The sequence below is a fragment of the Shewanella sp. S23-S33 genome (genome assembly GCF_043359565.1).
In the GTDB taxonomy this organism is placed as follows: Bacteria; Pseudomonadota; Gammaproteobacteria; order Enterobacterales; family Shewanellaceae; genus Shewanella; species Shewanella oncorhynchi.
Map to the genome: position 1 here is coordinate 1 of NZ_JBHFFD010000017.1, position 20,847 is coordinate 20,847.

General features: G+C 49.0%; 33 protein-coding genes. 28 read left to right on the plus strand and 5 right to left on the minus strand.

Features of this window, described 5'->3' with window-relative positions; genetic code table 11:
* Window positions 1-123: 123 nt before the first annotated feature.
* The 15 genes from ACHA99_RS04815 (at window position 124) to ACHA99_RS04885 (ending at window position 8,443) form a co-directional block, all read left to right on the plus strand.
* A complete protein-coding gene (locus ACHA99_RS04815; protein ID WP_393941384.1) occupies window positions 124-507 on the plus strand; it encodes a hypothetical protein in 384 nt (127 codons plus the stop codon).
* A 12-nt stretch (window positions 508-519) separates the two neighbouring features.
* Window positions 520-1,002: a hypothetical protein gene (locus ACHA99_RS04820; protein ID WP_393941386.1), complete on the plus strand. Its 483-nt coding sequence runs from the start codon at window positions 520-522 to the stop codon at window positions 1,000-1,002.
* A gap of 62 nt (window positions 1,003-1,064) precedes the next feature.
* The gene (locus tag ACHA99_RS04825) at window positions 1,065-1,319 is read left to right on the plus strand and encodes a hypothetical protein (protein WP_393941387.1); all 255 of its coding nucleotides are present in this window, start codon (window positions 1,065-1,067) and stop codon (window positions 1,317-1,319) included.
* Between the two features lie 2 nt (window positions 1,320-1,321).
* Window positions 1,322-1,624 (plus strand): hypothetical protein, encoded by a 303-nt coding sequence (locus ACHA99_RS04830; RefSeq protein WP_393941389.1) that lies wholly within the window; start codon window positions 1,322-1,324, stop codon window positions 1,622-1,624.
* The gene (locus tag ACHA99_RS04835; RefSeq protein WP_393941391.1) at window positions 1,621-2,136 is read left to right on the plus strand and encodes a hypothetical protein; all 516 of its coding nucleotides are present in this window, start codon (window positions 1,621-1,623) and stop codon (window positions 2,134-2,136) included. Before ACHA99_RS04830 ends, ACHA99_RS04835 begins: the two co-directional genes overlap by 4 nt.
* Window positions 2,133-2,378 (plus strand): hypothetical protein, encoded by a 246-nt coding sequence (locus ACHA99_RS04840; RefSeq protein WP_393941393.1) that lies wholly within the window; start codon window positions 2,133-2,135, stop codon window positions 2,376-2,378. The genes ACHA99_RS04835 and ACHA99_RS04840 overlap by 4 nt, the downstream gene beginning before the upstream one ends.
* Window positions 2,375-2,599, plus strand: a complete 225-nt coding sequence (locus ACHA99_RS04845; protein ID WP_393941394.1) for a hypothetical protein — start codon at window positions 2,375-2,377, stop codon at window positions 2,597-2,599. The genes ACHA99_RS04840 and ACHA99_RS04845 overlap by 4 nt, the downstream gene beginning before the upstream one ends.
* The gene (locus tag ACHA99_RS04850; protein WP_393941396.1) at window positions 2,596-3,006 is read left to right on the plus strand and encodes a hypothetical protein; all 411 of its coding nucleotides are present in this window, start codon (window positions 2,596-2,598) and stop codon (window positions 3,004-3,006) included. Before ACHA99_RS04845 ends, ACHA99_RS04850 begins: the two co-directional genes overlap by 4 nt.
* Window positions 3,003-3,569, plus strand: coding sequence for a DNA methyltransferase (locus ACHA99_RS04855; RefSeq protein WP_393941398.1), 567 nt, complete (start codon window positions 3,003-3,005; stop codon window positions 3,567-3,569). The genes ACHA99_RS04850 and ACHA99_RS04855 overlap by 4 nt, the downstream gene beginning before the upstream one ends.
* On the plus strand, window positions 3,569-5,893 hold the full coding sequence (locus ACHA99_RS04860) for a replication endonuclease (RefSeq protein ID WP_393941400.1): 2,325 nt from the start codon (window positions 3,569-3,571) through the stop codon (window positions 5,891-5,893). The genes ACHA99_RS04855 and ACHA99_RS04860 overlap by 1 nt, the downstream gene beginning before the upstream one ends.
* Window positions 5,880-6,248 carry a hypothetical protein gene (locus ACHA99_RS04865; RefSeq protein ID WP_393941402.1) on the plus strand — a complete coding sequence of 123 codons (369 nt, stop codon included), beginning with the start codon at window positions 5,880-5,882 and terminating at the stop codon, window positions 6,246-6,248. Before ACHA99_RS04860 ends, ACHA99_RS04865 begins: the two co-directional genes overlap by 14 nt.
* Window positions 6,241-7,614 (plus strand): DNA cytosine methyltransferase, encoded by a 1,374-nt coding sequence (locus ACHA99_RS04870; protein WP_393941404.1) that lies wholly within the window; start codon window positions 6,241-6,243, stop codon window positions 7,612-7,614. The genes ACHA99_RS04865 and ACHA99_RS04870 overlap by 8 nt, the downstream gene beginning before the upstream one ends.
* On the plus strand, window positions 7,611-7,805 hold the full coding sequence (locus ACHA99_RS04875; RefSeq protein WP_393941406.1) for a hypothetical protein: 195 nt from the start codon (window positions 7,611-7,613) through the stop codon (window positions 7,803-7,805). The genes ACHA99_RS04870 and ACHA99_RS04875 overlap by 4 nt, the downstream gene beginning before the upstream one ends.
* Window positions 7,802-8,140, plus strand: a complete 339-nt coding sequence (locus tag ACHA99_RS04880; protein WP_393941408.1) for a PapB/FocB family fimbrial expression transcriptional regulator — start codon at window positions 7,802-7,804, stop codon at window positions 8,138-8,140. The genes ACHA99_RS04875 and ACHA99_RS04880 overlap by 4 nt, the downstream gene beginning before the upstream one ends.
* Before the next feature lie 48 nt (window positions 8,141-8,188).
* Complete coding sequence (locus ACHA99_RS04885) at window positions 8,189-8,443, plus strand: hypothetical protein (RefSeq protein ID WP_393941409.1); 255 nt, start codon at window positions 8,189-8,191, stop codon at window positions 8,441-8,443.
* Window positions 8,444-8,494: 51 nt separating this feature from the next.
* Here the strand turns inward: ACHA99_RS04885 and ACHA99_RS04890 are convergent, their stop codons facing one another.
* A complete protein-coding gene (locus ACHA99_RS04890; protein WP_105252791.1) occupies window positions 8,495-8,785 on the minus strand; it encodes a helix-turn-helix domain-containing protein in 291 nt (96 codons plus the stop codon).
* A 199-nt stretch (window positions 8,786-8,984) separates the two neighbouring features.
* Between ACHA99_RS04890 and ACHA99_RS04895 the strand changes: the two genes are divergently transcribed.
* On the plus strand, window positions 8,985-9,152 hold the full coding sequence (locus ACHA99_RS04895; protein WP_158683093.1) for a hypothetical protein: 168 nt from the start codon (window positions 8,985-8,987) through the stop codon (window positions 9,150-9,152).
* Here the strand turns inward: ACHA99_RS04895 and ACHA99_RS04900 are convergent.
* On the minus strand, window positions 9,149-9,397 hold the full coding sequence (locus ACHA99_RS04900; protein ID WP_393941412.1) for an ogr/Delta-like zinc finger family protein: 249 nt from the start codon (window positions 9,395-9,397) through the stop codon (window positions 9,149-9,151). The genes ACHA99_RS04895 and ACHA99_RS04900 overlap by 4 nt on opposite strands.
* A 151-nt stretch (window positions 9,398-9,548) precedes the next feature.
* Between ACHA99_RS04900 and ACHA99_RS04905 the strand changes: the two genes are divergently transcribed.
* Entirely contained in the window at window positions 9,549-9,800 is a 252-nt protein-coding gene (locus tag ACHA99_RS04905) for a hypothetical protein (RefSeq protein ID WP_393941414.1), read from the plus strand.
* A 50-nt stretch (window positions 9,801-9,850) separates the two neighbouring features.
* Here the strand turns inward: ACHA99_RS04905 and ACHA99_RS04910 are convergent, their stop codons facing one another.
* The 3 genes from ACHA99_RS04910 to ACHA99_RS04920 are packed head-to-tail and all read right to left on the minus strand — an operon-like array spanning window position 9,851 to window position 13,472.
* Window positions 9,851-10,891 carry a phage portal protein gene (locus ACHA99_RS04910; protein ID WP_393941416.1) on the minus strand — a complete coding sequence of 347 codons (1,041 nt, stop codon included), beginning with the start codon at window positions 10,889-10,891 and terminating at the stop codon, window positions 9,851-9,853.
* 5 nt (window positions 10,892-10,896) lie between these two features.
* Window positions 10,897-11,670 (minus strand): terminase large subunit domain-containing protein, encoded by a 774-nt coding sequence (locus ACHA99_RS04915; protein WP_393941418.1) that lies wholly within the window; start codon window positions 11,668-11,670, stop codon window positions 10,897-10,899.
* On the minus strand, window positions 11,652-13,472 hold the full coding sequence (locus ACHA99_RS04920; RefSeq protein WP_393941420.1) for a terminase large subunit domain-containing protein: 1,821 nt from the start codon (window positions 13,470-13,472) through the stop codon (window positions 11,652-11,654). The genes ACHA99_RS04915 and ACHA99_RS04920 overlap by 19 nt, the downstream gene beginning before the upstream one ends.
* Window positions 13,473-13,663: 191 nt before the next feature.
* On the opposite strand from ACHA99_RS04920, the gene ACHA99_RS04925 reads away from it, so the two are divergent.
* From ACHA99_RS04925 to ACHA99_RS04975, 11 genes are all read left to right on the plus strand, one after another.
* Entirely contained in the window at window positions 13,664-14,590 is a 927-nt protein-coding gene (locus tag ACHA99_RS04925) for a GPO family capsid scaffolding protein (RefSeq protein WP_393941422.1), read from the plus strand.
* 55 nt (window positions 14,591-14,645) lie between these two features.
* The gene (locus ACHA99_RS04930; RefSeq protein WP_393941424.1) at window positions 14,646-15,674 is read left to right on the plus strand and encodes a phage major capsid protein, P2 family; all 1,029 of its coding nucleotides are present in this window, start codon (window positions 14,646-14,648) and stop codon (window positions 15,672-15,674) included.
* 96 nt (window positions 15,675-15,770) lie between these two features.
* Window positions 15,771-16,394: a hypothetical protein gene (locus tag ACHA99_RS04935; RefSeq protein WP_393941426.1), complete on the plus strand. Its 624-nt coding sequence runs from the start codon at window positions 15,771-15,773 to the stop codon at window positions 16,392-16,394.
* 41 nt (window positions 16,395-16,435) lie between these two features.
* A complete protein-coding gene (gpM, locus tag ACHA99_RS04940) occupies window positions 16,436-17,086 on the plus strand; it encodes a phage terminase small subunit (protein ID WP_393941436.1) in 651 nt (216 codons plus the stop codon).
* A 127-nt stretch (window positions 17,087-17,213) separates the two neighbouring features.
* Window positions 17,214-17,690 (plus strand): head completion/stabilization protein, encoded by a 477-nt coding sequence (locus ACHA99_RS04945; protein ID WP_393941428.1) that lies wholly within the window; start codon window positions 17,214-17,216, stop codon window positions 17,688-17,690.
* A complete protein-coding gene (locus ACHA99_RS04950; protein ID WP_105252781.1) occupies window positions 17,687-18,154 on the plus strand; it encodes a phage tail protein in 468 nt (155 codons plus the stop codon). Before ACHA99_RS04945 ends, ACHA99_RS04950 begins: the two co-directional genes overlap by 4 nt.
* A complete protein-coding gene (locus tag ACHA99_RS04955; protein ID WP_393941430.1) occupies window positions 18,151-18,915 on the plus strand; it encodes a phage virion morphogenesis protein in 765 nt (254 codons plus the stop codon). Before ACHA99_RS04950 ends, ACHA99_RS04955 begins: the two co-directional genes overlap by 4 nt.
* Window positions 18,916-18,917: 2 nt before the next feature.
* Window positions 18,918-20,024, plus strand: a complete 1,107-nt coding sequence (locus tag ACHA99_RS04960; protein ID WP_393941432.1) for a DUF2586 domain-containing protein — start codon at window positions 18,918-18,920, stop codon at window positions 20,022-20,024.
* Window positions 20,025-20,036: 12 nt separating this feature from the next.
* The gene (locus ACHA99_RS04965; RefSeq protein ID WP_011790162.1) at window positions 20,037-20,492 is read left to right on the plus strand and encodes a phage protein; all 456 of its coding nucleotides are present in this window, start codon (window positions 20,037-20,039) and stop codon (window positions 20,490-20,492) included.
* 22 nt (window positions 20,493-20,514) lie between these two features.
* Window positions 20,515-20,706 carry a TraR/DksA C4-type zinc finger protein gene (locus ACHA99_RS04970; protein ID WP_393941434.1) on the plus strand — a complete coding sequence of 64 codons (192 nt, stop codon included), beginning with the start codon at window positions 20,515-20,517 and terminating at the stop codon, window positions 20,704-20,706.
* 7 nt (window positions 20,707-20,713) lie between these two features.
* On the plus strand, window positions 20,714-20,847 hold a 134-nt coding region (locus tag ACHA99_RS04975), incomplete at its 3' end, for a pesticin C-terminus-like muramidase (protein WP_393941438.1).

Consider the following 20,847-nt stretch of genomic DNA (forward strand, 5'->3'; position numbering starts at 1 on the left):
ATGTCGCAACTCGCGTTATTTGTGCATGACGTTGAACAGAAATTCCAAGCGATACCCGTGTTGTCCGTCGCGTTCGACGCAGTGCAAACCATGCCCATGCCGGGCGTAATGTAAGGATTAATGATGAACATTTATCAAGGCTTAACCGCAAATCAGATTGAAATCATTAAGGCGCAAAAGGAACGCTGCATGAATGAGCTAGCGGAAGAAATCCGTTACTTGAGTAGTGATATCAGCAATGCGCTAGGCCAGTTCAGTGACTTCTCTTTCTCGCAGCAACGCATTGTTTGCTTTAAAGCGGGGATTGCATCAGAGGCTTATACAGAAAGCTCTTTTGATGGCGATAGCGTGACTCATTTGATTGATGCCGACGCCATGACGCCAGAAGAAAAAGAACTAATCGCCACCGCAACAGTAGAGCTAGAACTCGTCAGCCTTAGCGCCCAGTTAACCCACTATATCGAATCAATGGCGGCAAGAATGCGCCTTGAATTTGTTGCAGCGTAAGAGGGAGACATCATGAGACAAGCCGCCACTAAGCCAGCGCCAACCGCATTACCACTGCACGCCACCAACGCCGCCAACGAACACCACGGCGAAGCGGGGCAAGCCGCGATTGCTGCCATTCGCAGCATGTTGGGTAAAAGCAGCGCCGCCAGTCAGTACGACAAACTTAACCAACAACAGCGCGCGATGATCTTATTTGCCGCCCGTTTACGCCCCGCTAAATACATCAACCTGCCATTGCTCAGCCTGACATTAGAAGAGCGCGAAGCCATTCGCGTGGCGATTATCGCGCTACTCGATCTCGGCAAAGCCTTTGGCTGTGTGCCGTTATCGCGTGACCAGTTTTTCCCGCCACGCGCACTTAAACCCGTCGCCCGCAGTCAAGCCGCGCCAATGGAACGTGAGGTCAATAGCGATGTGGATAACACACTTGCAGAAATTAACAGACTGGCAGCCTCGCTCAGCGCTGACATTAACGAGATTGAAAAACACTAGAAAGCAAAAAGCCACAACCGCGGTAACGGTTATGGCCAAATCATTCAATGAGGACACACCAAATGATGAAACCAAGCATAGCAGCACACGTCACCACAGCGCAAGCCATCCAAGCCCAAGCAATTGCCGCAGAAGCTAACCGCGTTATCGCCACCCTCAAACTCAGCACGCCAGCCGACCGCGAAATAGTCGAGGCCGTGCTCGAATCCCTCAAGGCCGTGGCCGACATACTCGCGCCAGCTGTCGGTAAAACTATTGGCATTCGCTTAATCGCCATCCGCAATAACATCGCAGTTCAACAAATACAGGCGGCATGATCATGAACGTGCAAACCACAGCGGCAGCGGTGCCAGACTTAGCGCCGCAATTTGACCAATTTGACTTAAGTAACCCACAGCATTTAGCCATGCGAAAACTTATGGCCGATGTGTATTCACGCCACGCCAATGCGCTTTTGTGTGGGGTCGAAAAATCCGCCATTGCTTATCGAGGCATGGGGGAAGGTTTAGAGCGTGTCGCTATTTACGTGCTTGCGGATCCTGTGCTCGGTTCATTATCTGCCTCGCTAAATTTCGCCATGTTTTACATGGAAGAAATCTACAGAGCGAGGGCAGCAGCATGAAAAGCAGTAATCAATTCAAGCCGAACCCTGTAAATGTGTTGGCACTACAACACGCAGGGAAAATGCCTGTAAAAGACATTTGCGCCAAGTACCACTTAAGCGAAAAGCAACTAAGGGCAGCAGCCAGATACAGAGGTATTTCACTGGCATTTAATAAGCCCGTAACACCTAAAAGACCTTGGACGGATGCAGAGATTAAACAGTTAGCACAGCTATCAGTCACCCACACATCAGCAGCCATCGCGAAAGAACTTAGCAGAACAGAGTGTTCAGTCAAAGGTAAAGCCTACTCACTTGGCATTCACTTTATGAAATATGGCGAACTTAGCCCATTGGCAAAGCATTCAAATCACGACATCGAACTATGCCGCCAACTAGGTGAAGCAGGGATTAGACCGTATCAAATCGCCGAAAAAATGGAGATTGACCTAAGCCAAGTATGCCGAGTTTTAAAGTTTGAATCACGCTATCGAGAAATCGCCAGCGCTTCATGTATAGGCGGTGCAGCATGAAATTAGCCAACGTCGAGTTATCAGAAATCAGAGTCGTATCGCTTTACGTGATCACCTGTTTTTTCTGTGAAAAGCCACTCCATCTAGCAGCGAGTGAAATTGATGCCAGTGTCGGTGATGCCGCCGCGATGGCCGCTTCACAAGGTTGGCACAGCTACGAAACCGCCGATGAAAGTTGTTCAGTGGCATGCCCTAGTTGCATCAAAGAAGCACAAGAAAACGAAGCGGAGGCAAGCGCATGAGCCAACACAGCCAAATCTTAGCCGAGTTCGGCTACAAGACACGAAACCAAATGCGCGCCGATGTCGTTAACGGCATTCGCAGCGACGGCCAGCCGTTCGCCACTCGTGTCAACGTCAGTGCGCAAAAGCGCGCTAGTCGTGAAACCTGTCGCCGCATAGAAGACATTGCCATCGCCAAAGAACTTGGCATTAGCCTGCAAGAGTTAAGGGGCACGCTATGAGCGACCATCAATCAATTATCGAATTTAAACAGCTTATCCAATCTGAAATAGGCGATTTTTTCGCGGGTATTGGTCAGTTAGGCGAGCCAGTAAAGCCAGAAATAATGCAAAAGCTATTGCTCGAAAATATTGAGAATTGCTTTGCTGGAGTAAGCGAAACCAAGAAGGAAGACTTTAGCTATGAAGCTGCGAAGGAATTAATTGGCTTAAGCACTTGTCACTTAAATTGTCTCCGAGGACATCTAGATCATCATCGCCAAGATATTGAAAGGTATTTGCTACGAGTAGAGGAAAATTTAGAAGAGATTGATTACGACCTTTATCAAGCATGGAAAAAAGACGCCGTAAAACTAGGGAACCTATACAGGGTTTTATCACGCGAAATTGAAAGGGTTGCAGGCCTATGAGCAGCACCCACGGCAATGTCCGCGAAAACGAACTTTACCCAACGCCTGATAACGTCGTCGACGCCTTAGTCGCGAAATTGGTATTACGTGCAACAGACCGATTTTTAGAGCCCTGCATAGGCACTGGCGCGATATACGACAAAATCAATTTACCAGATGAGCAAAAGAGTTGGGCTGAACTTGATCGCGGGGTGAATTACTTAACCACGCCATTTAGTCAGCAAGACGTGATCATCACTAACCCGCCATTCTCGTTAACTACTGAGTTTTTGCTTAAGTCGTTTAGCGAACTGGCACCAGACGGCACATTAGTATATCTGCAACGGGTGAATTTTTTAGGCAGCAAGTTACGGGTGCCATTTTGGGCGCAAGTGGGCTTCCCTGAAAAAACGCCGATCCTAATCCCGCGCCCGCGCTTTGTCGGTGGCGGCAGTGATTCGTGTGAATACTCATGGTTTATTTGGGACCGTGGCAACCGCTTCCCAACTATGCCGAACGGCCTAAGCCACATCATCAGCGAAGACCTGCCAAAAGCTAAAAAGCAGAAAGCCAAGGCAGCCTAATGACTCACGATGATTTTGTCCGTAAATCCGCCGTCAATGTGACGGCGATTTTTACCACGCCGCACGCGATTACCGACCTCAATTGGTCGGTAAAAGAGCTTATCGACTTGCCGGAAAACGTCGCGCTAACCCTGTTTCGCGAATACTGCCGCAAACGCCGAGCGCTTAACCTTGGCCGTAGCGCTAACATTTGGCTGCGTAAACGCTGCAAGTCGCTGCGAATCATCATGCAGCAATTCCCGATCCCCATTTACCACCTAAAAACTGACGACCGCCGCGCCAGAATTGGCACCGAATGGGCCGACCGTTGCGCCAGCATACTCAACAACATGACGCAGTTTGGCACAGAGCAAGTCGATGCCCTCGAACTGCTCAAAGGCGTAAAACAACCCGCCGACCAATGGCAGTTTTGCCCCATGTTGCCCAGCTTTAAAGACTACGGCGATAAAAAAGCCAGCGGCTTATTTGATGCGTCGCCCGCCATGTACGACATGATCGCGGGCGCGATTGCACGCCTAACCGACGAGGCTTGGTGGCAACGTAAACTAGACAAAGCCTATGCCCATTACGAAGAACACGTTGCCATTATCGTCGGCAAAGTGCGCGGCGGGGTGTCGCCTTACGTCAGCCATCACGCCTTTAAACAGTACAAAGCCCGCAAGCGCGCCAATGCCGCATGGCTAAACAGCATGATGGTCGTCAACGAAGAACACGGCATCGAGTTAAGCCTAGCCGATGCCGTTGCCGCGTCCATCGCCAACCCAGAAGTGCGCCGCGCTGAACTCATGGTCCGCATGCGCGGCTTTGAAGATTTAGCAGTTGAACAGGGATGCGTGGGCGAGTTTTACACATGGACCGCCCCAAGCCGTTATCACTCATGGGGTAAAAGCAAAAAGGGCAAAACCTACTCAAACAAGCGTTACGACGGGGCAACACCAAAGCAAACCCAAGCCTATCTTTGCCACCAATGGGCCAAAGCCCGCAGCAAATTAGCCCGCGAAGATATCGAAGTATTTGGCTTTCGTGTGGTCGAGCCGCACCACGACGCCACGCCGCATTGGCATCTATTGCTATTTTTCAAGCCAGAACAACTGCGCCAAGCGCGCTCAATCATGCGCCGTTATGCGCTCGAACATCACAAAGACGAACTCGCGCCACCTAAGGGAAAGCGCGGAACAAACTTCCAAGGCTACCGCCCACGGTTTGACTTTAAAACCATTGATCCATCCAAGGGCAGCGCCACAGGTTACATCGCTAAATACATCGCTAAAAATATCGACGGCTTTCAAGTGGATGACGACTACGAAGCCGAAACCAGCGGCGAGCATGGCGCGCAAAATGTCGCGGCGTGGGCCAGCACATGGAACATTCGCCAGTTTCAACAAATCGGTGGCCCTAGCGTCACGGTTTGGCGCGAGCTGCGCCGCCTGCGTGAGGCGATAGATTTTGACGACATTATCGAACTAGCACGCCACGCCGCCGACAATAGCAACTGGTCGCGCTATGTCGAGGTCATGGGCGGAACATTCTGCAAACGTGCCGACAGGCCAGTACAACTCGCCAAAGTCACCCACGACGGCGCTAATACCTACGGCGAAGACGTGCAAAAAATCATGGGCGTGATGTCGCTAGAAAACCACACTCCAATCAATACCCGCCTCGACGGCTGGGAAATCCGCTCGCCAGTGTCAGCCAAAGAGCCACCCAGTGCCGAGGAACGGGCTTTTGATTTGGCTTTTGATTGTGCTTTTGATTTGGCTTCTAAAAGCGGTGACAACCGCGCCACTTGGAGCACTGGCAATAACTGTACGCAGTCGATCAAAACCAATGAAAAGATCGCAAAAGGGGATCGCCTCTTAATCCAAGAGGGAAAAAAGTTGGGACTCGACGCGGATGATCTTAAACGCCTACGTGCGGGGGCTGTCATTGATTCCGTGGTTAATGGCTCTCATCAGTTCATTCGGCTGCGCAGCGGCATGCTTATCGTCAGTCGTCAGCCTTTTAATCCGCGAGACGCCAGCGATTACGACGATGCCGGATTAAATCATCAGTTCGATGCCTATCAACGCGCCAGCGATAAGGCACTCGATAAGCAGCTGCGTCAGCAAGCATGGCAGTTAATCGACACAGGCCGCGACGTTGAACAGTGGATCTCAGATATGCAGCCAGCCACAGCAAAACGCGCACTGGAACAGTTGGCCGATATTGTCGAGTTGCACCACGCCGATAAATACGCCTCACCAGGTATTTACGAAAAAACAGAGAAAGCAGAGTCAGCCATAAACGATAACGTCAGCGAGTGGGATAACGATGAACCTTTTTAACCTGATCACCAACGACGAACGCCAAAAAATCGAAACGGCCTATGAAAAAACAGGTGAGTGCCTTGCCCGTTATCAACGCTGCCAAGCGGTACTCACCCAATTTAGCAGCCAAGCAAACGGCAAGCAGCGCATCAGCCAGTGGATAGCCAGCCAACCAGACACCGAGCGCGAGCTATGCCGCGCCGTGCTCAACGGCATCGTCGCCGCCAAGCGCCACTATGCCGCAGTAAAAGCCAGCGGCCAGCCAACTAAACCAAGCACGGCAAAAGATGCGCCAGCCATGCCAACACCAGCAGAACGTGAAGCACTGCGCCAAGCGGTAGCCAATAGAACAGGGGTAAAGGGAAATGTTTAGAGGCAATAACCAATTTGAATTAGATATAGGCGATCACGAACTGATTATTGATTCATTCTGTGGCGGCGGAGGGGCATCAACTGGAATCGAAATGGCGATTGGACGTCCAGTAGATCACGGCATAAACCATGATTTTGACGCCATTGCCATGCACAAAACCAATCACCCGCTAACAAAGCATTATTGTGAATCGGTATGGGATGTCGATCCCATTAAAGTGTGTGCAGGTCGGCCAGTGGGTTTGGCATGGTTTAGCCCTGACTGTAAGCACTTTTCAAAAGCTGCAGGCGGAAAGCCATTAGAAAAGAAAATCCGTGGCCTTGCATGGGTAGCCATGCGCTGGGCTGCATTAGTCAAGCCGCGCATCATCATGCTAGAAAACGTCGAAGAGTTTGTCACATGGGGGCCAGTAAACGCAGACGGTAAGGCATGCCAAAAAAGTAAAGGAAAAACCTTTAACAGCTTTGTGCGCCAACTGCGCCAGCATGGCTATAAAGTCGAGTGGCGCGAACTTATCGCCAGTGATTATGGCTGCCCAACAATCCGTAAACGTTTCTTTTTAGTAGCGCGTAACGATGGCAAAGCCATTAGCTTTCCAACGCCGACACATGGCAATCCAAAAAAACAGCCGGCTAACGGAAAAACCCTTAAGCCATGGAAAACCGCCGCCGACATTATCGACTGGTCAATCCCCTGCAAATCGATATTTAACCGCGATAAGCCGTTAGCAGAAAAAACCATGCAACGCATCGCCAAAGGTATTCAAAAGTTTGTGATTGATGCCAATGAGCCATTTATTGCCCCAGCAGAAGCGATGATAGTGCCATTCATCACCGAATTTGCGAATGCCAGCAGCCAACGAAACATGCCAGCAGACGAGCCATTAAGAACCATTTGCGCCCAGGTGAAAGGCGGGCACTTTGCATTAGTCACCAGCCACATGATTAAAATGCGCGGTACTAATATCGGTTTCCCAACCGATGAACCAGTGCACACCATCACAGCAGGCGGTAACCACATTGGCGAAGTACGTGCATTTTTAATGAAGTATTACGGCCAAGGCATAGGCCAAGACATTAACCAGCCTTTGCACACCATCAGAACAGGCGATTGCTTTGGCCTAGTCATGGTTCGCGGTGAGGCTTATCAAATTATTGATATCGGTATGCGTATGCTTGAGCCACATGAACTCTTTGCCGCGCAATCATTCCCAAGCGATTACATCATCGACGTCGATCACACTGGCAAAAAATACAGCAAAGCAAAACAAGTCGCCCGCTGTGGTAACTCAGTACCGCCATTGCTGGCCGCCGCACTGGTCAGCGCCAACTATCAAACACCAATCAACATAGAGCAGGTGGCATGATGCAACTAACTAAAGATGATCTCACTCAAGCAGACCACGACACGATATTAGCCTATTTCGCCGCAACACAAAGAGCAGCAGGTTATAAAGGCACCTGTTTGATTTGTGTGTCACGGCTGGCAGAACTTCACCTTGATAACAGCATCGCGTTTGCTGATCTAGCTATCGACACCATGATGGCAAGCGCATGAAAACACTGATCCAAGGCTGCGAAAGCGCGCAGCAGTTCGACATCTTGCTAATGCTAACCAGTATCAGCAGCCAAGCCAAAAAAGATGCGCTACGGGCGCACCTTGTCGACGGTTTACCAGCAAAACGCGCCTATGCCCGTTTCGGGGTAACACAGCAGCACTTTAGCGAAGCACTCGCCACGCTTAACCAAAAGGCGGATCTGGCGATGCAGTACGCCGCCTTACAAAAAACCAAAGCGGAAAACAACTTTTCAGCAATACAAGAAAAATTAAGAAGCGGATATCAACCAATTGGAACTAAACCAATCAACGCCACTCCGCCATGTGATGATTAAAAACATAGAAATTAAACACTAGATAAGTAGTGTAAAAAGCGAGGTTTTATGAACATAGAGAATTTATTAACCAATTTAGAACGAGAAGTTAAATCTCAAAAAATATTATATGTCGGCAATGATGTGTTCGAAATGCTTCATCAGCATTTGGGGATCATCTATGGTTGCACTGAAGTAAGAACAGCAACCGTTAAATTTATTAAAGTGATGGCAATGGATTCGAGAGGCATAGCAACTGAAGATCCAGAACTGGCAGCAATACTAGACAAAATATTTGAACGAAATCGGATTGGTGACGAATAATCTACAACAAAAAGCCCTCATTCGAGGGCTTTGTTTTGCCAGCAGTAAACCTCACTTTTGCAACAGCGCCTTAATCGCCTGCAAGTGCTGCTCAATCTCTTGCACATTCGCCTCCGTCAGTGCCGAACGCGAGCCGCTTAACTGCAACAGCTCGGCAGCATCAGCCCCAAGCGCATCAGATATCGCCAAAAAAAGACTTAGCTTAATATCAAACCCGTTTTCAACTTTAGACAAGGTTCGAGTGCTAATGCCAACATTTTCAGATAATTGTGTTTGCGTCATACCGCGCATTTTCCTTTGATCTACAATCCGTTGCCCAATCATTTTTAGGCTTATTGTCATTGAGTAAACTTATTGTTCTAGATCACATTTATAAAAAACCAGCACAAAGCTGCTGCAAAACATAGCTCAACTAGCAACAAATTGCCTAAGCATCATCACTAAAGTCGATATTATACCGTACGTAACAAAAGGGATTTAGGTTCGCTAATCGTCAGCGATAAGTTAAAAAAAAGTTAAAATAACAAGGAGTACGCGCAAAATGTGCGATTTGATTAGAGTCAAACAAATGGAATTGGTCATTAGATCAGTAGAATGCAACAGCTCGGCAATAGACAAGGAAATCGCAATATCGTTACTCGCCGAACTCGTCAACAACTGCCTACAAGAGAACGGCATCCATCCAAGCGAAACCCAGCAAGCAGCCTAAAAAGCCAGTTCTCGTTGTAATTCGCGGCGCTGATCGGGGGACAGCGCCTTTACCAGCGCGGTGACTAACTCAGTGGTATTTTTTGCGGAAGGGTTCAAGGTATGGCTAAACGACACATTAGTCACAAATGTGTGACCACATTCGGGGTCAGTGCACGAGCAATACAAATTAGCGTGGGCAGCACTTAAACGATCAGTTTTACCGATAATGGCTTTCTTGTGGCACGTAGGGCATAAAATCCGCATACCGATCTCCCAATCGTCTGCTTAATGAACAACGCATAGTGTAAGCCAACACACTGTTTTTTTAAACAGTAAAAGAAATATGGTTTAAATTTGACTTTTTAAATTGAGTAAGCCAGCTTGGATAATTCAATAATCAAAGAAGGGTTTGGCAATGTCAGAGTTAGAAGTATCAAAAACATTATGGGAACATATAAATAATGCATCTGTCGGTGAAAAAGTAAAGATTGGTTTTGGCGGTATGCCGTGTATTGTGGTGATAGAAACGACTTTTACAGGTGGATGGAAGATAATTCAGAATGTTATACCAGGTCAGTTTTATCATTTGATAAAAGGCGAAAATAATACACCCATAGAAATTAAAATAACATTTGAAGAGTATTCAGGTATTAACGTTGTAAAATAATTGATGGATGGCTATTTAGATGAAGCTGTTTAGCCATCCATAAATAAACACTAAGATGCCGTGCCGACACTCATATCAAACACCAGTTTTAACTTGCTGCCGATCTCGGGGTCACGATTCACCGCATCGACAAGCATGTTGATCAGCGAGCGGGTTTCAGTCTTAAAATACACCTCATCATACTTTGTCGGGTCGCCAAGGCCAGCCGTGTTCGTGGGGATCATCCCGCCCAAACCCGCGGGGAACCGATGCGCGTTAAACATATCTTGCGCAGATACACCCTTGACGTTAAAAAACTCGTCTTTCGATTCAAAATTGCCCACAGGGATAATCTGAATCCCTTTCTCTTTGCCGTTCGGTATGTTCACAAACAACGACTTAAAATTACCCACGCCCTTCGATTCTTGGATTTTCTCTTTGATATCTTTCTCGACTTCCGCGTCTAAATTTGGGTCGGTGGAATACAAGATAAAGCCCATGTGCGCGCCGTTAATATAGTATTTGCGGCGGAACAAGGTTGAATCTTCATTCAATAGCGCCGACTGTAACCCGCCTAAATAATCGGGGCAGCCATAGACTTGTTGCACTGGGTCATACACCCGCACCCAAATAATGTCTTTGGCTTTATAACGCTTAACCGTATTTTCCCGCTCAAGCACCACTGCGCCACCATCACCCGCCACGCGAGTGCGGTAACTGGGCAGCGGGAACAAGCGCAGCACTTGCCCAAAACCATTGCGGATCTTGAGTAACGCCACATCGCCAAACTGAATGCAGTTTAAAAAAGCCGCGCCCATTTGCTGCGTGCTCATGCCGCCAGCTATATAGCGTGCCGTCGCCATATTCGCCCGACTTTGCACTATGCCGCCGTGTTGCGCATTGCGGCGGGTCAAGTTCGCCAGCAGTTGCCTATCGACAGGCGGTTCCCAGTAGTTGTCGTTTTGGTTGAAATACAGCGAGTCGTAATCCGTTAGCCACATATTCGGCATCACGGTCTCAGGCATGCTAAACACCACCGTTTTAGCGGGGCCGTTAGCATCAGTGGTCGTTGTTGAGCTATCGTCGTTCGCCGCAGTTAATGAAGTGTTCATGGCTGTTACCTTTTTAAATTGCACATAAATAATTGGTTAAAATCATCAACTGAATAAGCATCTCGCAGCTCATCAATATCAATAAAATCGCAGCCACCCGTAATCGCATCCTTAATAGTCACCACATAGCGCCACTGTTTATCAGGGCACACGCGGCCGCCGTCGCGCATTAAACTTAAAGAGGGGAAAGGAGGTGTAGACTCGGGGTGAAGGTTTATAAAATCATCACCAGACCAAAATCGTTTGGCAGCGGTGTTATCATCATTAACGCTTGAATAGAATGTCTGCGTGAATTGTTTGTGACAGGAAATACCTGTCGCTATTTTTCTGTAGTATTCAAATTTTTCATTAAAAAAATACTCATCAAAATAGACGTCAGCACCCCAACCTGCAAAGTGCATTCGGCTTTCATCAACAAATAAAATTTGTGCCTCACCAAATTGAGTCAGTAATCTTATTGGGCCTTTACAGAGCTTAATGCCAAAATATTCAGAGACAAATCGAGTTAAAATATCTCGACAATATGAGGCGGTAGGGTATTGTTTATCATCACTTTCACAGGTAAAAAAGATTTGATTTTTACCAGTTAATACAGCCTTTTCAAATGCTTCACAAACAAAGTAATCAGTAAAACCCCCAACGCGAAACTTAAGCGTATTGCGAATACGTTGATTAATATTATTGTGCAAAACAAGTTGATAGCTAAACAATGTCTTAAGCCAATTATCAAACATAGGCTTAGTTATGTGCCTAACATCGATTATTTTTGAAGTGCCCATGATGATGTTCTCTTATGTTCATAGTTAAGGGGTTCATTGATCACCGCATGCGCAATCGCGAAAAATACGTCAGCGTGTCCGGTCACATTGTCGCGGCTCGCCTTAAACGTGATCGCACCGCCTGAATCGGTCACAGTGCGGCGAATCGATAAGCAGCTCATGGCAATGTCTTTGTGGCCAGCATCCCACTCGATGCGGCCACCTTCAATCACATCAATCATTTTCAACACTAAGCGGGTTTTGCTGCCCACGCTGTAATGAATCGCTGTCGCCTCGCGGGGGTATAAAGTGCTAATCGAATCGAATACACCAGCGCCAATGCCAGTGGTATCCACGCCGATATAGGTCACGCGGTACTTAGCGTAAATCTTTTGGATTTCGGCCACATGGTGCGAAAAGTTCATCCCGCGCCAATAATGCTTCTCGAGCACACGGAACTTTTCACCCTTCTTTTCACCAGGTGCAACCACAACCAGCGTCGCATTATCGCGGGTACGTGACGGATCATAGCCGAGCCACACCTCACGATTGCCAAACGGCCTTGGTGCAGCGGGTTTGTAATCTTGCCAGCGCGCCGCCTCGACCATGCACTTTTCAAGGTCGCTAAACTTAAACACACTGTCGGCATCATCTACAAAGATGCACATAAACAAGTTAGCAAAGTCGTCGCCGTTGTACTCGTCGCGCAGTTCGTCAATATCGAACAGCTCACAGCCACCCGCGAGCGCATCCTCAATCGTCACCACATAGCGCCATTGTTTATCAGGGCACACGCGGCCGCCATCGCGCATTTGGTCAAACGTCGGGAACTCGATTTCCTCGCGTTCAGGTTTACCTTTGCGCCAGTGGTCACCTGTCCAAAACGGATAAGCGGGGTGCGCTTTTGTGGAAGGGGTCGAAAAGTAGGTTTTACGCCAGTTCGAATGCGTTGCCATTGCCGAGGCCAGCTTGTTGAGCACGTCAAACTTGCCAATCCAAAAATACTCGTCCACATAAACGTGGCCGTGGTAACTCTGTGCCGTCTTGCTGTTAGTGCTCAAAAACCGCAGTTCGGCAGCACCGTGCGCGGTATTAAGCACAATCGGGTTACCGGTTAACTCAATCTCGAAAAACTCATGCGCAATCGCAATAATATAAGAGCGGAACACCTCGGCCTGACTGCGCGAGGCCGATAGGAATATTTGCGGATCCCCAGTCAATACCGCTTGTTCGAAAGCCTCACCAGCAAAGTAATAGGTTGCACCAATCTGGCGGCTCTTAAGAATGTTACGAATGCGTTGATGCAGGTTCTCGTGCATCTTCTTTTGATATTCAAACAGCGATGCATACCAAGGGCCAAAATCATCAGCCGTTAAATGGCTAACATCGTTTTTCTTCTTGCGGCCGTTGCGCTTTTTACCTTCACCGACATTATTATCAGCAGTAGGGTTAATCTTGCTATTACCACCTTTATTGGCATTGGTGGGGCCAAAGCTATTCCCTTCATTTAGCGCCGCGCGCTCAGCATCAATCCGCTGTTTTTTAAGTCGCACATGCTGGTTAATCAGCATATCCAGCTCTTTTATCTGATTACCGCTTTTATCCTGAATATCCGTCAACAGCACAATGCGGCGCGCGATGGCCTCGTCGACTTCTTCCTCACGTAGCAAATCACTCCAACCGTATTTCGCCGCCCAAAAATAAATTATGCGGGTATTAGGCAGGTCTAAATCGAGGCGGATCTCGTCGGGCGTCCAACGCTTTAAATACAGCCGTTTTGCTGCCTCGCGGATCTCGGGTGAATAGGCCATAAATGCGGTCAAACGCCATCGTTAACGAATACATAGCGCCAGTGTATTGGTTTGCAGAGCCGTATTAACTGACTAATTTTCCTATAAATTCCGATTTAGCAAAAATCGGAATTGCGCCGAAGTTTGCCCAGTGATTGCCCATTGCAAACGCCTTAAGCTGTAGTCCTTACAGGTAATTTTTTAGCAAATGGGCAGGCAAAAACATGACTCAACTGGTGACAGACTGGCTACGTATCGCCACCGAAGGGAACACCTTTCAAAACGTACCTATTCAGCGCCAATGGATTGTCGACATTGCCGAAACCTATAACGCAAAAACCTATGGCGCCAGAATTTGGCCTGATCATCGTCGCTGGTATGGCGCGTGGGGTGATGTTGTAGAAGTTAAAGCCGAAGAGATTGACGGTAAATTATGCCTATTCTGCAAACTTACCCCTAATTCACAACTGATATTGGCAAACGAACAAGACCAGAAAGTCTACTCATCAATCGAACTCGATCCGAATTTTGCGGGCACTGGAAAAGCCTATCTAACAGGCCTTGGCGTCACAGACGAACCAGCAAGCCTAGGTACTGATCGCCTTAAGTTCTCAGTTAAAGACCGCTTAGCAAATCATAAATATGGCGCACCGGAACAGCTTGTAATGAGCTACCCACTCGCCAGCACAGAAGACCAAAAACCAACGGATAAGGCCACGGAAGCTGCCAGCCTGTTCAGCAAGTTAGTTAGCTTATTTTCAACTCAAGCGCCAGACCCTAAACAGGAAGCGGCAACAGACCACCCCGAGGAAGAACCAATGGACAAACAGCAATTTGAAACGCTCATGGGCGTAGTTAATGGCCTAGCAACGAAAGTAGGCGAACTGGACGGCAAGGTAGAAGCCTTTGGCAAAAAGCCTGAAGCGGAAACGACCACAACCACAACTGAACCTGTTACCACCACAGTGCCAGCGGCCACGACTGAAGCCACAGGCATCACAGCCGAGCAGTTCAGTAAGTTAAGCGAAAGCATCAACGGCCTTGTTGCGAAAGTGGGCGGAATGGAAACCAAGTTCAACGCATTAAGCGTCGAAGCGCCGAACCAAGAGCCAAATCCAACAGGTACTGGCGAATCATTCTCAGTGGTTTAATCGCTGCAAAAAAGCAGATTAACCAATTAGTTAAAATTAGCAGCGAGAACACAGCATGAACTTAACCGAATTAGCAAAAGCCTGTTTGCTGGCATACAGCACTAACATGGCAAAAAACTACGGCGCAACCGATGTCAGTAAACAATTTAGCGTTACTGGTCCAATGGAAACCAAGCTCAAAGCGGCGATGCTGGAATCCGTTGAGTTTTTACGCCTCATCACCACTATGGACGTTGATCAAATTAAAGGTCAAGTCGTCAAAGTGGGTAACTATGCCATTGCCACTGGCCGCAAAGCAGGTGGGCGTTTTAATACCACTAACGGCGTAGACGGCCATGAATATGAGCTAGTCGAAACAGATTCATGCGCATCAGTGCCATGGGCAACCTTAGCCGTGTGGGCGAACGCAGGCACAGCAAACCAATTTATGCAGTTGATGAGCCAAAACGCCACCATGCGTTTCGCCCTCGATATGTTGCGAGTTGGTTTTAACGGCACATCTGTAGCTGCAACATCAGACCCTGTAGCCAATCCAATGGGTGAAGATGTCAACAAGGGCTGGCACAAAATCGTATCTGAAAAAGCCCCAGATCAAATCATGACAGATGATATTTACTTCAACCCAGATGCAACGGGTGAGCTAAAAGACGGCGAATATAAAACCCTCGACGCCATCGTCACCGAAATTAAAAACACCATGATCCATCCTGCATTACGTAACGACCCGCGCTTAGTGGTGTTAGTGGGTAGCGACTTAACCGCCGCTGCACAAACCAAACTCATGAACCAAGCCGACAAGCCAAGCGAACGTGTTGCCGCGCAAATGATGGATAAATCTATCGGTGGATTAAAAGCGTACACGCCGCCATTTTTCCCAGGTAAACGCATCACAGTGACCATGCTGTCAAATCTGCACATCTATACACAAAAAGGCACGCGCTCGCGTAAGTCTGAAAACGTCGAAGACCGCAAACAGCATGAAGACAAGTACTGGCGCATGGAAGGTTACGCGATTGAAGAGTTTGAAGGCTACGCGTCAATTGACGAAGCCGCGATGAACATCGGCCCAGCGCCAGCACCTTAGGCCATAGCTCAGTAACACCAGCTAAGTAAACCAGCCTAGGCACCTAATCAGTGCTTAGGCCATCAACTCCACCGAACACCAAAGCAGGACATTGCCATGAGTGCTATAGCCAATTTTAAAAAGCGCCGTGAGGCTGCAAAAGCCCAACAAAGCCCAACAGCTACCGAAACAACAGCCACGCCAGCGCCAGAAAACGAAGCGCTGCACTTACTAGCTGCATTACTTGGCTGTGATGTTGAAGAAGCCCTTGAAAAAGCGCGTGAAGCGGTTGAGCAAAAAGCACGTTTTATGGACATCACATTTAGTTTTGACCCAGCAGCAGAAGGCCAAGACAAAACAGCGCAAGCCACCGTCACCAACGACGACCAAGGCAACATCGCCAGCATCATCGATCACGCTGCAGAACTAGAAGACAGCGCCGCCACTGTGACTGACGCTGCCGAAACCGCATTAGATGCCGCCGATAAAGTCAGCGAATCCGCAGACAAGGTAAGCAACGCAGCCGGTGATATTGACGATGCCGTTACCAATTTAGCGCACGCCGCTGGCGCTGTAGACCAATCAACCAACGACTTAGCCTACACAGCCGACGATCTCGGCCAAGTGGCTGCCGAACTGAAAGAAGCGACCGCAGAGCTAAAAAAGCCGTCGGCGGCGCAAGAATCCTCGCATGGCGCGAAGGCCGCAGCGCCCAAAAGCAGCTCGAAAAAGTCAGGCTAACAGGCAACGCCGAGCACGCGCCGAGTCTGCATTTACAGCTAATAGAGCTCGATGCAGACCTAAAGCGGCTCAAAGCCTTTGAACGACGGGCCGACAAAATCGCCCATAAACGCGACGTACTACTGCCTAAATGGCGGCCAATCGTCGAAGAGTATTTAAAGCAGAAACAGGATAAGCCCAATGAAATCACGGACAACCCTATATTCGCTTATTGCGCAGTTTGGGCATTTGATATCGGCGATCTCGCTCGCGGCCTCGAACTGTCGTTCAGAGCTATTGAGCTCGGGCAGCCCATGGCAGGCGCTATCAAGCGCAAATGGCCGGGCTTTATTGCCGACACTGTCTTCGATTGGGCAGAAGCTCAAGCGGAGCATGGCCACAGCATTGAGCCGTATTTCGGCACTGTGTTTGCGCGCGTTATTAACGATTGGAAACTGCCGGAACCTGTTACCGCAAAATTCTACAAATTCGCGGGACTCGCGTTACTACGTGCAGCAAACGGGGAAATTACCCCAAGCCACATCGGTGATGTGGAGCGGCTTACTCAAGCGGATCGCCTGCTCGAAAAGGCCGCAAGTTTGCACAAGCACGCTCAAGTAAAAACGGTACGTAACAAGATAGCGATGCGACTTAGAGCGCTAGAAGACTTTGCCAGCCAAGGCATTGTTGAGGCCAGTGTAAAGAGCACCTAAGCCGCATGGGAAACCAACTCCCAACCCTCCAGTGCGCTAACCGAGTGTTTAACGGGTGACTGTTAAAAACCACGTCGACGTTAACCGCACTGAACCCAATTTATGATTAATGAGTAAGAGAGCCAGCATGAGCGGATTCGGATTTCAAGCACCAGCAGAACCAAGCATCGTTATCGATGCGGCTAGCGGCTGGCCCGAATTATCAACTGGCGAATTTCGCGAACTGCGCCGCATCCCTGAGTTCTTTTCAGAAAAAGCCATTGAAGACTCACTCAACCGCAGCGTGGCCGAAATCCAGCAGCAAATTCTTAATTATGTAACAGGCAACCTTGTAGGGCAGGCAAGCACTGACACGGACGTCCCATTTACCCTAGGCGCTAGCCTAGCGCCTAACTTTAGTGCGCAGCAAATTAGCATTTACCGCGGGGCTGTTTATACCCGTTCCCATGCCGATTTGCTGGGTTATTTTTCTGCCGTCGACCAAAAAGATGCGGGTAACAACAAAGCCCAAGACACCCAGCAGCAAGATGCCATACTCGCGCAATCTAACCGTGCCGTGCGCCTATTGCTCGGCCTTGGCCGTGCCGGAGTGCACTCGCTATGAGCCAACTTAACGCATTGACATTGCACCTACTCAACACATTAAAGCCATACGTTAAGCCAAACGATATCGACGCATGGCAAACCGACGGACAATTGCACATTATCCAAGACGACTTAGGCGAAGGCATCAATATCGCCAAATGGCGGCACAGTGCAGTGATCGCTATTGAGCGTTTACCACATACCAAATTTAACCCGTACACCATCTTAGCGATTTTAGCCGCATGGCTATCTGACAACGACTGGCCGCAGGAAGAATACGGCCTATCAGAGCCAGCTATTGATATCGACATCATCAGCGACGACCACGCCCAAATCATCATCAGCATCGATTTAGTCGATGACTTAGGCATCGTCGAAGATGAGCAAGGCAATATTCCTTACATGGGTAAAAAATACCGCCTTGAAAATATCCCCATCAACTGGGCTGAACAGGTTGATCTGATTAATCGGGGTGAGCAATGAACATCAAAGTGAATGTAAGTCACTTCGATGACACCTTACTGCAATTGGCAGCGTTAGCACTGCCACCAAAAAAACGCGCTCGGGCAATGTGGCGTATCGCGGATAGCGTGCGCAACAAATCAAAAACCAATGCAAAACAGCAAAGGGATCCTGACGGTTCACCTTGGCAGCCAATTAAGCGCAAGCGTAAAGGCGGAAAGCAGCGCGAAAAAATGTTTCGCACCCTGCCAAAGTACATGCAAGTGAGTAAGCCGAAAGACAGCGCCCAAACAGCGTCGGTTTATTTTCAACCAAAAATACCGGGCAAAGGCAATTACTCCACAGGGGTGATCGCCAACATGCACGCACAGGGCGCGAGCATCACCAGAAATAAAGCCGACTATTCGGCCGCAATGGCGCGCTATGAAGCAAAAAAAGGCCTTGATAAAGGTAACGCCACCAGAAACCAAGCGCGCTTTCTCGTCAAATTAGGTATGCGCCGTCGAGTATCTCAGGAAGAAACTACCCAGCGGAAAAAACGCGGGGCATACGTGCGAGCCACAGCAAGTTGGATAACCGCAAACCTAAGTTACATACAGGCAGGCTTTTTAATCACCGAACTAAATGACGCAAGCAAAAGCACTAGCCAAACATGGACTATCAAACTGCCAAAACGCAACACGCTAGGCGCAACGCAAGCAGAGCAAAGCAAGATTTTCAAGCGGGTAATGCAAGGCATTAACTTCGGCTGGAACGTTAAAAAACAAGACATAAGGGGCTAACAATGTCACTAGGTAAAGTACAGGTAAATAACTTAAATCAAGGCCAAGGTGACATTAACGCCATCGAGCGCCACTTCCTTTATATCGGCCGTGCAGGTCATGTCGATGAAGAAAGCCAGCTATTTAGCATCGGCGCGCAAACCGATATCGAGGCGAACTTTGCTGATAGCGCCTTGCGTAAACAGTTGATCGCCGCACAGCTTAATGCGGGGCAAAACTGGACCGCCGCCGTATATCCACTGGCCGCCGATGAAGACTTATTCGACGCCATCACCGCCGCTAACGAAGTTCAAAGCTTTGAAATGGTGGTGTTCTGTGACGTCACAACCAGCGCCGCCAACTTAAGCGCCAAGCACGATTACTTAGCCAGCCTGCAAGCCAGCCACGGCCGCTTTGTATCAGGCCTCGTCGCCGTTGCGGGTATCGATGTCGCCACTCAAACATGGCCACAGTACGAAACCGCAATGGTGGGACTGCAAGCGGGAGTTGCCGCGCACTTAGTCATCCCTGTGCCGCAGCTACACGGTAACAACATCGGCGTACTCGCTGGCCGCTTATGCAATCGTGCCGTCAGTATTGCCGACAGCCCAATGCGCGTCGCCACGGGCTCAGTAATGGGATTAGGTGTTGCACCGATTGATAGCGCCGAAAAACCGCTCACGCTCGCCACGCTCGAAACCTTAGCCAATGCGCGGTTTAGTGTGCCGCAGTGGTATCCAGACTTAGAGGGCATCTACTGGGGCGACGGCACTACGCTCGACGCAGCAGGCGGTGATTATCAATACATTGAGCACCTGCGACCCGTGCACAAAGCCAGCCGCGAAGTGCGTATTTTAGCGATTCGCCGCATTGGTAATCGCGCCCTTAACTCAACGCCAACCAGCATCGAGTTAAACAAAGCCTACTTTATGAAGCCGCTGCGCAACATGAGCAAAAGCACCACCATTTTGGGCACCTTGTTCCCTGGCGATATTCAGCCGCCACGCGACGGCGACATCACCATTGTGTGGCCCAGTAACAAGTCGGTGGTCATTTATATGATAGTCCGTCCGTACAACAGCCCGAAAGAAATCACCGTCAACATCTTGTTAGACCTAAATAGTATTTAAGGAGTCGCCGCAATGTCATCTCGAATTTCAGGAATGAATTATAACGTCACCGTGGGCGACACCATGATCCACGTTGACACTTGCAGCTTAACCATTACAGACAACAGCGCGGTAAGCCAAACCAGCGGCGTACCTGACGGCTATGTCGACGGCGACGTTGCGGCCAGTGGTGAACTGTCAGTCAATGCTAGCCAATTCGCCTTACTCTCAGCTGAAGCAAAAAAAGCAGGTTCTTGGCGCGCAATGCCAACGTTCGACAATATGTTTTATGCCAAGACAGCAAAAGACGAGATGAAAGTCGAAGCGTTCGGCTGTCGCTTCAAGTTAAGCGACTTACTCGACATCGACAAAAAAGGCGGCCAAGCGTCACTGTTCAAAATCCCATTTGATGTGACTAGCCCTGACTTTATCCATATCGACGGCGTGCCATACCTGCGTCCTGAAGAAATCGAAAACATCAAGCAGTAAGGCGCAATAACGAATAGATGCAGTGGATTTAGTCAACCGTGAGCAGCTACGCGCCGAGCACCGCTTCGAGCAGCACCGCAAAGCACTAGCCGCCAAGCCAGTACCACCAAGCGCAACGGACTGCGCCGAGTGTGGCAACGACATACCAGAAGGCCGCCGCCAAGCTATCAAAGGCGTGCAACTGTGCACTGAGTGCCAGCAACAGACAGAGTGATAACGCAATGACACAAGTGAACTTTGGCTTTATTTCGGGATTAGAGGGCGGCCCCATTTTACAGGGCTATGTGCCTGATCCTAAAAATTCAAACTCAGGCGTCACCATCGCCACAGGGTTCGATCTCGGCCAACGTTCAGC